Raw genomic sequence first — 13,182 nt, 5'->3', positions numbered from 1 at the left:
TTTTTAATGACGCTTTCGCGGCACTTGCATTTGATTTTCAGCACAGGTTTTATTGAGTTTCGTTAACCCAATCCATCGATAAAGTCTATCACCAAAATCAGGAAAAAGTTGAATATATGCAAATAAAAGTTTAGTTAAAAAACCATCCATCATCACTTCTGCTTGATTTTTATGGATAGCTCTAATAACTGCGATCGCAACTGCTGAAGGTTTGGAGATATGGGCTAGTCTTGGTGCTGGTAAGCCAAATGCTAAAAACATTCCTGCTGAAGTGTAACCAGGACAAATAACTGTAACTCCAACATTGGTATTTGCCAATTCTTGTCGTAGTGAATCTGTCCACATAATTAACCCTGCTTTGCTAGCAGAATAAATACTGTTATATGGCGCACCTTTTTTACCGGAGCCGGAAGCTATATTCACAATATGACCACTATTACGAGCTATCATTGCAGGAATTAATAACCGGGTTAATTCCATTCCAGCAATTAAATTAGTTGTTAAAATTGAGCTAATATCTTCCAGAGAATAATATTGAAATGGACGGTATTTTTCAATTGCTGCGTTATTAATTATAATATCAACAGAACCCACTATTCCCTGAATTTGTTTGACTAAAACTGGTAATTCTTCAACTTTACTGATATCAAAAGGTAAAGCAATTCCTATTCCACCTAAGACTTTGATTTCTATACATAATTTATTTAATGCATTTTGCGATCGCGAAACACAAATAATAGTTGCTTGCTCTTTTGCTAAGGCGCGAGCAATATATTCGCCAATACCCCCTGATGCACCAGTTAGTAATACTGTTTTGCCTGTGATATTAGTCATATTTTCAGCCTTTTACTTTGTATACAATCACTAATTTTGAATTCCAATCAGGCATTGATAAATAAAAAATACAGTTTTGTTTTATACTCTAAATCGTGATAAATAGTAATTGCTAATTTAGCTCAATTAAATATTATTTCTGACCTTTTTAATACTTTTTTGATGGATTATTTATTACTGTTAAAAATACTGGTTTGTATCTGATATATTTGTCACGAATAATTTGTTTACAAAATATTAGTATTTTTGTGATCAATTATTCATTTATACTTTGATTAAAGGAATACAATATTTGTAATCTATTTGCACTCATTATCAGCCTTCGCCAAAACTAATTGGCTGAGTGTAGTTAAATCAATAGTTTATCTAAACAATAAAATATTTTAGTGACAGTATTATTACTAAGTAAGTAAAGATTTTAATACCGCTAAAATTAGCTTAGATAAGTGAAAAATATATAAGAAACTTTCCCATTAGTTGGAGATATATATACCGAAATTCACAAGTACCAGTATGAATGAGTTTACTAGTTTTAAATAAGTCTATCTTTTTGAAGAATACCAATTATAATTCAAATTATGAGTAATCAAACACTTCGGATTGCAATTATTACAAGCTTGTACGCACCATTCTTATCAGGAGTTTCTACAGGAGTACATCAACGAGTTTGTTGGCTACTTAAACAAGGACATCATGTTCTATTGATGCATCCAGAGTTTAATAGTAAATATCCCAAAAAAGTTGGCGATCGCCCAATGTCTGGCTTAAGTGAAGCTCAGGTATTTCCAAATTTTTCTTCCTTTGCATATCCCACAGAACCATTAATATTTTATAAGTCTCTGCCTCAACCTTTAAGTTATAGACATTGGAGCGATACGGAGGTATTAAAAAAATTTCAACCTGATATTGTTGTTGTCGAAGAAGCGCCACAAATGAGAGGCTTCTACTCATTGTTTCTCCAAGGTTATGGTCGTCCCATAGGCTCAGAATACGGTAAGTTGACAGGTACACCGATTATATCGCTATTTCATACTGATATAATTGCTTACATTAAATACTACTTGGGCAAGCAAATATTCAACCTAATTAGTCCAATTTTGCCATTCACAATTAAAAAATTTAGCGAATTATATGATTTGAATTTGTTCCCATCCCAAGAACAATTAACTCGGTACCAAAAACTTAATTCTCAACGTAGCGAATACTTACGTTGTCAAGGCGTTGATTGTCAAAAATTTCATCCTCAAAATATCATTCATAATCCAATTCCTGACGATGATAGACAAATATTATTATTTGTGGGACGAATTACCGCAGAAAAAAATGTTACCCAACTGTTGGAATCTTTCCCACATATTGCCGCCAAAGTCCCCAATGTTCATTTAGTTATTGTCGGTAGTGGACCGTTAGATGCAAAAATGCGACAACTTGCAGAAAAATATAAGTCAGGTGTGACTATTTGGGGTGAATCTTATGGGAATGAACTATTAGGATGGTATGCCCGTGCTGATGTTTTTGTAAATCCATCAATAACCGAAAATTTATGTACTTCCAATAACGAAGCACTCGCCTCAGGAACTCCCATTGTTCTAGCCAAATCTCCCTCTGCACTAGAACAAGTAGAACCCGGAGTCAATGGTTTTCTTGCAGAAGCTAATAACCCAGTTGACTTTGCCAATAAGGTGATTACAATTCTCGAAAATCCAGAATTGCAAGCAGAGATGTCCCAGCAAGCGCGTCAATCAGTTCTCAAATTTGATTGGTCAGCTTGTATGCAAAACTTTGAAAATAAACTTTGGGAAATTTATAGAAGCTCACACAATGCGAATCAATAAGCTTAGTAAGTTGCCGAGAACATTGCAATTATGTCTTGCAACATCTGACGTTCTGCTGACAGAGCAAAGCCGGAAGTAATTGTGAAAAAAGACCAAATCAATACCTCCAGATGGAGGTTATTTTTTTGAGAATCGGATAAATCTGATTAGTAAAAATAGTATATAGGTACAAATAACGTACAATTATAGATGAACCTGTAATATTCAAGGATAATCGTGCAAAAAGGTCGATTTGATCACCTGCGAGAGAGTCAATTTTAGAGGAAGACAGGATGTCACAAAGCTCAGGGTTGTATATTCTACTAGTCAGTATCCACGGTTTAATTCGGGGGCATAATCTGGAGTTGGGACGAGATGCAGATACAGGCGGGCAAACCAAGTATGCGGTTGAACTTGCCTGCACATTAGCTAAAAACCCTCAAGTAGAAAGGGTTGACCTCTGTACTCGTCTGGTGAATGACCCCAAAATCAGCCCAGATTATGCTCAACCAGTAGAAATCCTCTCCGAAAAAGCCCAAATCATCCGTATTCCTTGTGGTCCACGTCGCTACCTTCGCAAAGAAGTTCTTTGGCAATATTTAGATTCCTTTGCAGATGAATTACTCAGACATATCCGCAAAGTTGGGAAAGTACCCCACGTGATTCATACACACTACGCCGATGCGGGTTATGTCGGTTGTCGGCTGGCTGGTTGGTTAGGAACTCCCTTGGTGCATACAGGTCACTCACTAGGACGAGTCAAACAGCAACGCTTACTCGAACAGGGGACTAAACAAGATGTCATTGAAGACCACTTTCACATTAGTACCAGGATCGAAGCTGAGGAACTGACTCTTGGTAGTGCAGCTTTAGTGATTGCTAGCACCCATCAAGAGGTGGAGGAACAATATAGTGTTTATGACCAATATCAACCCGAACGGATGGTGGTAATCCCTCCTGGGGTGACATTAGAACGTTTCTACCCAGCAAGCGATGATTGGCAAAATCCACCGATCGCCAAGGAATTAAATCGCTTCCTCAAAGAGCCTCACAAGCCAATGATTATGGCAATTTCCCGTCCGGCGATACGTAAAAATGTCACTAGCTTGATTAAAGCTTATGGCGAAGACCCCGAACTGCGGGAACTGGCGAATCTTGTTATTGTCCTCGGTAAACGAGAAGATATTGCCGCGATGGAATCTGGTCCACGCCAGGTGTTTATGGAAATCTTGCAATTAATTGATCGTTATGATTTGTATGGTCGGGTTGCTTATCCCAAACACCACAATGCTGATGATGTCCCAGATTTATATCGCTTGACTGCAAAAACACGGGGAGTTTTCATCAATCCCGCCCTCACAGAACCATTTGGCTTAACTTTGATTGAGGCAGCAGCATCTGGCGCACCGATTATTGCGACAGCAGATGGGGGACCACGAGATATTATCGCAGCTTGTAAGAATGGTTTGCTAATTGATCCCCTCAATCTTCAAGATATTCAAAATGCACTACGAACAGTTTTAAAAGATACTGAAAAGTGGCAATCCTGGTCTAGCAATGGTGTGCAGAATGTCCGCAAATATTTCTCTTGGGATAGTCACGTAGACAAATATTTAGAGCAAATACGCCGTTTTCCCCAACAAAAAGTACAATCCCTACTTAGTCCCCTACGCAAATCTCCAGCCTTAGAAAATCCCGACTGGAATATACCCGACACCAACCGCTTACCCACAGCCGATCGCTTCCTAGTTTGCGAAATTGATAACACCTTATTGGGCGATCGCGAAGCTTTACAGCAGCTAATTCAAAAAATTCGTGATCAGGGACACACAACCGGAGTTGGCATTGCTACAGGTCGCAGTCTCAAAAGTGCTTTAAGTATGCTGGAGGAATGGCGCTTCCCCATGCCGGATTTATTAATCACATCCGCAGGTAGTGAAATCTATTATGGTCCGCAAATTGTTACGGATACGAGTTGGCAAAAACACATCGGTATTAATTGGCAAGCGAATAGAATTCGTGAAGCAATGCAAGAAATTTCTGGAGTTGAACTGCAACCACCAGATGCTCAAGGAAAGTTTAAAATTAGCTACTTTGTTGACTTAGCCAAAGCCCCTAGCTTCCGAGAAATTATTCGTCATCTACGTCAGCAGCAACTTCCCGTGAAAGGAGTTTTTAGCCACAATATGTATCTTGATTTGCTACCAATTCGAGCTTCCAAGGGAGATGCAATTCGTTATGTAGCTTTGAAATGGGGATTACCTGTGAAGCGTTTCCTAGTTGCGGGGGCATCAGGTAATGATGAATCAATGTTAGCTGGGAATACATTGGCAGTTGTGGTGGGAAATTACAGCACAGAAATCGAAAAATTGCGCGGTTATCCCCAAATTTATTTTGCGGAAGGAGACTATGCCTGGGGAATTTTGGAAGCATTAGAACATTATGATTTTTTTGGCAATCTACCTCAAGCTAATTCGCTCTGAAATTTCAATACCTAATTGCCCGTTTTAATTAACTAAGTTACTAATAGTTCAGCAGAGCAACCTTCACGGATTATTTTAATTCCATTTGTTGCTTAATTTTGTGTAAATAGTACTACTGATTAGCTGACCAACTAATATCATGTCTAGTTGAATACTTGTTATTAATACTGACACTTATTAAGGCTGACACGGAGACTTAGGGACGCGGGGACGCGGAGAAATTTTAATTATAAGTGATTAGCCGAACATGATATGACAAAATCTGTCGCCGAATGTACAGAAGAATAAAACTGAAAAGTTAATTATATTCATAAGTTTCTACAGATTTGAAGCCGTAGAAACACAAATTAGCAAAGTTATCAAGTTTCAAAATCCTAATTTTTCCATTCTCTACAGGAAACAACTACGGAAAAATGAAGCAATGGTGTAATCTGCCGAAATTGAGAACTGCAATCTAATCTGTCAGCGCAAAAATGAAAGACTTAGTATTATTCCTATCACAGATTTTGTTGGGATGGTTATTTGTTCAAATTACTATTATTAGTAAATTTTTATACTCTCTAGGTTCCGGTCAGTCTATATCTGATGAAGAACTACCGAAGGCTGCAATTATTCTTTCGCTTCGAGGAGCAGACCCCTTTTTATCGCACACATTGCGATCGCTTCTACAGCAAAATTACCCGATATACAATTTAAAGATTGTTGTTGATAGTTTGCAAGACCCAGCTTGGGATGTAGCAACAAGTATCATTAATGAATACAACGCCCAAAACGTGCAAATTAGTCCATTAAGAAACCCACTTTCAACCTGTAGCCTCAAGTGCAGTTCAATCGTACAAGCTGTTTCCGAATTAGATTCTTCATATCAAGTTGTTGCCTTGGTTGATGCGGATGCAGTTGTTCATCCTAATTGGTTGCGGGACTTAGTTAGTCCTTTGAGTAACCCCAAAATTGGGGCAACGACAGGAAACCGTTGGTATTTACCCACTGGGGATTATTGGGGTTCAATGGTGCGATACCTCTGGAATGTTTCCGCAGTTATTCAGATGGTGATGTATCAAATTGCTTGGGGTGGTTCTCTAGCAATTAAAACTGAAGCGATCCGCAAAACAGGCTTAATAGATGTTTGGAAGCATTCTTATACTGATGACACAATTTTGCGAAGTCTCTTTCAAAAACATGGTTTACGAGTTCAATTTGTACCTTCAATAATTATTCTGAATCGCGAAGAATGTAAATTATTTAATTTACTCCCTTGGTTGCGTCGGCAATTACTAACTTCGCGACTATACCATCCATGTTGGATTTTGGTTGTAGCCGACTCAGTATTTACAATCCTATTACCAACTACAATTTTAGCCTTGAGTCTCATCTTATTTTTGATTGGAGAACAGCAAACAGCAGGCTTTACATTTGCTGTTTTTTTTAGTTATACAGTTGTCTTAGTTATATTCACATTAATTATTGACAGTTGCATTCGCCGGATTATTCGCGATCGCAATGAAATCATCCCCAGTCTTTCTCTGGCAACCGTAGCCAAAATTTTTATTGCTACTCCATTTACTCAATGGACATCTGGTTTAGTTATGTTATCTTCACTATGGGTCAAGAGTATTGAATGGCGAGGTGTTCGCTACCGGATTAAAAGCCCTTGGAATATTGAATTAGTGGAATATATACCGTATCGATTTGTTAACAAATCTAATCAAAACAAAATATCTTTGTAACAAAAATTGCTCAAATATTGCCTCAATTCCTGCTTATTTAGCTCTCTTTCTTAGTTAGAGAGCTTTTTGTGTTTATATAAATTACTTTTTATCTAGAAATTTGTATCAGTAGTGTCTATATCAACCCCATAAGTAATATGAAAATACAACTACTTAAGCACATATATTTGAAAAAGTGGAGATATTGCAATGACTGAATTCCCACAAATTACTCTCCCTTTTCCCACAAATGAAGCTGGAGAATTAGTAATTCCTACAGTTAGCTACAACACGTTTGATGTACCACTTGCTTTTTTGAACAATTGTGGAACCTGGGAAGGTACTGCAAAACGGGTAAATACAGAGGGGAAATTGATAGATGAACACTTAGTTCGCGTCAAAATCGAGGTTGAAGGTTCGCAGTATGTTCAAACCAATACTGTTCGCATTAATACCCCCAGGGAAGTAACAGCTAAATATTTTGGGAATTTCTGTGAGGGTAAGCTTGTCTTCCCCCTAACAGATGAGGTTTATACGTTGGGAGGAGAAAAAGCATCGGGGTTTTCGGGAATTGCTTGGGCTGTAACTGACGATTTGATAGTTTACCGAGGCAGTCGAACTGTTGAGGGACATAAAACATACTACAACGAATTGATTGCTCTGGTAGATAACAACCATCGAGTCCGAACGACACAGGTTTACGAAGATGGAATTTATAAGCTGATTACTGCGATTGACGAAACAAAGGTGCAAAAGTAACCTTTCATTTGAATAGTGTACACACGCCACAATACAAGAAAATGCAAGAACTCGTTTTCTGGAACAAGCTTGCAAAATTTACATAATATTCTGGTGCTTTTTCCCTGGTGACGTGGGAATTATTGCAATTGTTGGATGTTCATGAATAATTAGCTTAAAATCAGATTACAGCCTATCTGTCAATATATATTTGTTAAAATTTATGAACGCTACCAACTTCGGTGTGTAAGTGGATTTATCTTTTTGGCAGAAAGATTGGCATCAGCGCTATTCAAGAGGAATATTATATGATTTCAACGCCGAAAAAAATTGGCATTGTTGGTGGTGGGACTACTGGATTATATTTAGCTATTCTTTTAGAAGATGCGGGTTTTGAGGTTTCTGTATTTGAACGCGCTCCTCAAGCTAGGGTTGAAGGCTGCGGGATTTTGTTGATACCTAGTGGGTTGGAAGCGCTATCTTTCCACAGTCGGGAATTATGTGATGAGGTAATTCAAGCTGGGGTAAAAGTTCGTACTTATGAATTTCGTAGCTTATTAGGTAAAGTTGTCAGTTCTGATTCTGCGGGAGATTCAGAAGTTACATCTGGCTTCCCAAATTTGACAATTCATCGAGAAAATATTTCCCAAGCTTTATTACGTCGAGTTCCTACTAAATGTTTGCATTTCGACCATTATTTAGAGTCTATTGCATCGAAAAATGATCAGGTGATTGCGACATTTCGTAATGGTAAGCAGTGGGAAGGAGATTTATTAGTGGGTACAGATGGATTAAATTCGCAAGTGCGAAATTTTGTTGCACCTGGAATTCGACTATCTTATTTAGGTGATATGGTTTGGCGAGGAATTTTACCGACTACAGAAGTTTGTCCTGATGGATATTTTGTGGTGTACATTCGTGCGCGTGGTGTTTATGCCAATACGTTTGATATTGGTAATGGAAGCTTACATTGGGGCTTTTTTATTGAACATGATCAACCGAAAGATGAAAAGGGAATATTAGTACCAAAAAACTGCGAAATTCCCTCAACTGAATTAGAAAAACTTCCCGAAGCAATGCGCCGGACGATTGAAATGACTCCGCCAGAAAATATAGTCTGTCGATATTCTTATGATATTGATCCATTACCACAAATAGTATCTGGAAATGTCGTGCTTTTAGGAGATGCTGCCCATGCAAAAAGTCCTGCTCGTGCCCAGGGAATGAGTAGTGGGCTTCAAGATGCAGTTTTATTATCAAAATATTTAACTTCCTCTGCCACAATTGAAGCTGCATTAGCTGGGTATCAACAAGAACGTCTTCCTGTTGTACATGAATTACAGTTAACAAGTAGAGCCAAAAGTCAAGAAACTGGTCGAATTAAGAAGCTGGCAACAAGTGTATAAGTAGCAATTATTAACTACATATCGCAAAAAGTAAGTTAATAAAGATGTTAGATTATTAGATTAAGTACGGCTAATAACTAGTGAGAAAAAATGATTAAAAGCCGTACCATTTTTATCATTTATCATAACAAAACCTTTATAAGGGTTTGGTGCGTTACTACAATACCAGGACTTACGCAAGTGAAGCCAGAAAGCCGGTTTATTCGCCAATATCTGGTCGTCAAAATAATAATTTTGCATAGAAACCGAGTTTCTTTGCGTAAGTCCTAAATACCTAGAAAAAAGACTGAGATTAAAAGTAAATATTAATTCATAACTAATTCTTTTTGTGCAGATTTACTCAAGCATTTGCTGAAAATTCCAAAGCTGAATTATTAATTAATTTGTAAAACTTATATGCATCTAGGGATAGATGAACTTAAATAATTTTAAGCAATATTATTGCTTCGATTCAATTATCTGAAGTCTCAACTGTAATTTGGAGGTGAGGTTTAGTCAGTTAGACTAGCCATTGGGGTTAGTGTTTTGCTGATGCCGGGGTGAAATGGCTCTACCAATATTCGATTGGAGTCCCCGTCTTAGAGCTTTTTACCTGCTGAACCTATACAACTTATGAAAATTGCACAAATTGCTCCCCTGTGGGAAAGAGTTCCCCCTCCCACCTATGGAGGCATCGAACTAGTTGTGAGTCGTGTTACTGATGAATTAGTGCGTCGAGGTCATGAAGTCACCTTGTTTGCATCTGGAGACTCAGAAACATTAGCAAAGTTGGAACCTGTTACTCCCGGCGCATTGCGTTTAGACTCTCAAATTAAGGAACCCATCATTTATGAGGTACTTGCACCTGGACAAGTGTACCAACGCGCAACTGAGTTTGATATTATCCATTCCCATGTTGGAGTCTGGTCGTTAGCGCTGGCTAGTATGGTATCTACACCTACAGTTCATACTCTCCACGGTAGTTTCACAAAGGACAGTCAAAAGGTATTTGGTGAGTATCGAATGCAACCATATATTAGTATCAGCAATTCCCAGCGACAAGCAGATTTAAATTATGTGGGTACAGTTTATAACGGGATTGTAGTCGAGGAATATCCCTTTGTAGAAAAACCCCAAGACCCCCCATACTTGGCATTTTTAGGACGCTTCTCTCCAGAAAAAGGACCACAACATGCGATCGCGATCGCCAAGCAAACGGGTATAAAATTAAAAATGGCTGGTAAGGTTGATGTTGTAGACCAAAAGTTTTTTGACCAAGAAATTGCTCACCATATCGATGGTAGGCAAATTGAATTTTTAGGTGAAGTTAACCACTCGCAAAAGTCGGAGTTGTTAGGAAATGCCGCAGCTACACTCTTCCCTATTACTTGGAAGGAACCATTTGGCTTGGTGATGATTGAGGCTATGGCTTGCGGGACACCAGTGATTGGCATGAGAATGGGTTCGGTTCCGGAAGTGATTGCCCATGGGGAGTCGGGTATGGTATGTGATAGCTATGAGGAAATGGCTGAGGTACTTCCTATGGTATTAGAGTTAGACCGTAGTAAGTGTCGTGAATGGGTAGAAAATAACTTTAGTGTTACGCAAATGGTCAATGGCTACGAGGCAATTTATGAAAAAATAGTCAGGGAGCGTACTGACAGAAGTTGGTACATGCAAGCTTTGCGAGCATCTTTAGAGTCATTAACTGCATTAAAGTTTTAACGCCAAGAATAAATTCCCGTAATTTCGGTGTGTTTAAGTCTTCCTTACGTTATGTGGGGAAGTTTTTTTACGATTTATCTGCTGCTGTTGCCTGAGAAGTTGGGCACAACACGGAGTTACATGGGATGTCATATCATAAAGTTAGAGACTATTTATAGAGTAAATATTAAGGATAGTCGCGCAGGGAGAAACCCCCCGATTTCTGATGCTCGATACTTAATCCAAGAAACCGGGTTTCTTTGGTCTTAAGGTTTACTTTATACATAACCTCTTAGTACAGATATTTATTATCTCTCTGTTTCAGACAATAGCAAATACGATTCTAGATTCTAGATTTGTTGATATTTTTTACACTTTCTTGAGAGTTAATTGTTTGAACGATACTACATAAATACTGCCTCAATAAATAGTTGATTGATATGACAAAACAACCAGGGGATTCTCAAAAATTTGACAAAGTAATTGATAGTGACGATGAGAAGTCAATTACCAACACTTGGAAGAATCCCATTATCGATATTTTGAATCACACCGCAGCCGGATTAGCAAAACTCATTCCCGTGGGAGAGATAGCGCAAAATCTATCTGGGTGGTTCAATGTTAGCGAAGCGCAAATGGCTGATATCTTAGAAAAAGCGCGATCGCAACTGCCGACTACTGAAGCTTTATTAATTGGCAAACCGCAAGCGGGAAAAAGTTCCATAGTTAGGGCTTTGACGGGGGTTTCTGCGGAAATCATCGGACAAGGGTTTCGTCCCCACACCCAACATACCCAACGCTATGCTTATCCTTCCAGCGATTTACCTCTCATCTTGTTTACCGATACTGTAGGTTTAGGGGATATTAACCAAGATACTCAAAGTGTGATTCAAGAGTTAATTGGTGATTTACAGCAGCAAAGTCGTGGTGCTAGGGTTTTGATTTTGACTGTAAAAATTAACGATTTTGCTACCGAAACTTTACGTCTAATTACTCAAGAAATTCGTCAAAAATATCCAAATATTCCATGTTTACTGGCTGTTACTTGTTTACATGAAGTTTACCCAGATAGTATAGATAATCACTTAGAATATCCACCAAATTTTTCCGAAGTAAATCGACCTTTTGCAGCAATTAAAGAAGCATTTCAAGGGTTATACGATCGCGCCATTCTGATTGATTTTACCCTGGAAGAAGACCGTTACAATCCAGTATTTTATGGTTTAGAGGAGCTGCGGGATAATTTAGCCGAATTACTTCCAGAAGCCGAAGCTGCGGCTCTGAATCAATTACTGACATTAGACAAAGACGCTAGCGAACAAATTGGTAATTTGTATCGTGATGTGGCTCGACGCTACATGTCTGCTTTTGCAATTATGGCGGGGACATTGGCGGCTATACCCCTGCCCCTGGCAACAATGCCAGTTTTAACAGCATTACAGGTATCAATGGTGAGTTTATTAGGAAAAGTATACGGACAAAACCTGACGCGATCGCAAGCAGGTGGTATAGTTAGTGCGATCGCAGGTGGTTTTCTGGCTCAAATTGTCGGGCGTGAATTAGTTAAATTTATTCCTGGTTTTGGTAGCGTAATTGCTGCTTCCTGGGCTGCTGCTTATACTTGGTCTTTAGGAGAAGCAGCTTGTGTTTACTTTGGTGATTTAATGGGTGGCAAGAAACCGGAGCCACAACAAATTCAAGCTGTGATGAAACAATCTTTTCAAGAAGCGAAAGAAAGGTTTAAGGGAATGAAAGTTTGAGCCTATTTGTCATTCTAAAGGCATAGAAATTCCCCTATTCGCGTTTTATTTTGTACGATTAGATTTACTAAATGCAGGAGAAAAATCATGACTAGTTTAGTAAATGAAGCTAATAAATCTTGGTTTACCCAATTACGAGAACAATGTGAATATCCAAGTAATCAAGTTTTTAGCAAGGTTTTATTCCAAGATAATAATTGCCAATATAAACTTATTTGTATTGCCACAGGTCAAAATATAGCTGAACACAGCACAAATCGTCATGCGACAATTACGGTAATAGCTGGACGAGGAATCCTCACATTGGCAGGTGAAGAAGTCTCCCTAGAACCTGGTGTTTTTGTATCTATGCCATTAGGAACTCGTCACGCTTTAAAATCAGAAGAAAATCTTGCTTTTTTACTCATCTTCTCGGAAAATTGTCGGTAATTATGCAAATTTATGCAGTAATTAGCCGAAGATGATAAGTAGAACGGTGGAAATAAACCGTAGACGCGGAGCGGCTTCTCGCAGATTAGTATATAACGAAAAGTAAAGTTACCTAATACCATTTCACGAAAAATCTGATACAGATGTAAATCCTGAAAGCTTTGCTGCATCTAAGTTTTTTAATTGCGTTAGCGAAGCTCTTCCGAAGGAAGCATTGCGTAGCTTGCTTCTCGCGGTAGCGAGTATTGCGAATTGTGAATTGGTATAAAACCCTCTTCCCTTCTGCCCTCTGCCCTCTGCCTTCTGCCCTCTGCCTCCTGCCTTGTCAT

Annotated in this window: 9 protein-coding genes; 8 read left to right on the top strand and 1 reads right to left on the bottom strand. The window is 38.6% G+C overall.

Annotated elements, in window-relative coordinates:
* Nucleotides 1–3 precede the first annotated feature (3 nt).
* A complete protein-coding gene (locus VB733_RS17775) occupies nucleotides 4–834 on the bottom strand; it encodes an SDR family oxidoreductase (protein ID WP_323341395.1) in 831 nt (276 codons plus the stop codon).
* A 578-nt stretch (nucleotides 835–1,412) separates the two neighbouring features.
* Here VB733_RS17775 and VB733_RS17770 point away from each other — a divergent pair.
* From VB733_RS17770 to VB733_RS17735, 8 genes are all read left to right on the top strand, one after another.
* Nucleotides 1,413–2,669 carry a glycosyltransferase gene (locus VB733_RS17770; RefSeq protein ID WP_323341394.1) on the top strand — a complete coding sequence of 419 codons (1,257 nt, stop codon included), beginning with the start codon at nucleotides 1,413–1,415 and terminating at the stop codon, nucleotides 2,667–2,669.
* Nucleotides 2,670–2,941: 272 nt separating this feature from the next.
* Nucleotides 2,942–5,131 (top strand): HAD-IIB family hydrolase, encoded by a 2,190-nt coding sequence (locus tag VB733_RS17765; RefSeq protein ID WP_323341393.1) that lies wholly within the window; start codon nucleotides 2,942–2,944, stop codon nucleotides 5,129–5,131.
* A 473-nt stretch (nucleotides 5,132–5,604) separates the two neighbouring features.
* Nucleotides 5,605–6,858, top strand: a complete 1,254-nt coding sequence (locus VB733_RS17760) for a glycosyltransferase family 2 protein (RefSeq protein ID WP_323341392.1) — start codon at nucleotides 5,605–5,607, stop codon at nucleotides 6,856–6,858.
* A gap of 189 nt (nucleotides 6,859–7,047) precedes the next feature.
* Entirely contained in the window at nucleotides 7,048–7,596 is a 549-nt protein-coding gene (locus VB733_RS17755; RefSeq protein ID WP_323341391.1) for a hypothetical protein, read from the top strand.
* Between the two features lie 287 nt (nucleotides 7,597–7,883).
* Nucleotides 7,884–8,981: an FAD-dependent oxidoreductase gene (locus tag VB733_RS17750; protein ID WP_323341390.1), complete on the top strand. Its 1,098-nt coding sequence runs from the start codon at nucleotides 7,884–7,886 to the stop codon at nucleotides 8,979–8,981.
* A 612-nt stretch (nucleotides 8,982–9,593) separates the two neighbouring features.
* A complete protein-coding gene (locus tag VB733_RS17745) occupies nucleotides 9,594–10,685 on the top strand; it encodes a glycosyltransferase family 4 protein (protein ID WP_323341389.1) in 1,092 nt (363 codons plus the stop codon).
* A 419-nt stretch (nucleotides 10,686–11,104) separates the two neighbouring features.
* Nucleotides 11,105–12,424 carry a YcjF family protein gene (locus VB733_RS17740; RefSeq protein ID WP_323341388.1) on the top strand — a complete coding sequence of 440 codons (1,320 nt, stop codon included), beginning with the start codon at nucleotides 11,105–11,107 and terminating at the stop codon, nucleotides 12,422–12,424.
* An 87-nt stretch (nucleotides 12,425–12,511) separates the two neighbouring features.
* Entirely contained in the window at nucleotides 12,512–12,853 is a 342-nt protein-coding gene (locus VB733_RS17735) for a cupin domain-containing protein (protein WP_323341387.1), read from the top strand.
* The last annotated feature ends 329 nt before the right edge of the window (nucleotides 12,854–13,182 follow it).

This window comes from Calothrix sp. UHCC 0171 (assembly GCF_034931845.1).
GTDB lineage: Bacteria > Cyanobacteriota > Cyanobacteriia > Cyanobacteriales > Nostocaceae > Brunnivagina.
The sequence above is the reverse complement of the archived record's forward strand: the minus strand, read 5'-3'. Positions and strand labels throughout refer to the sequence as shown.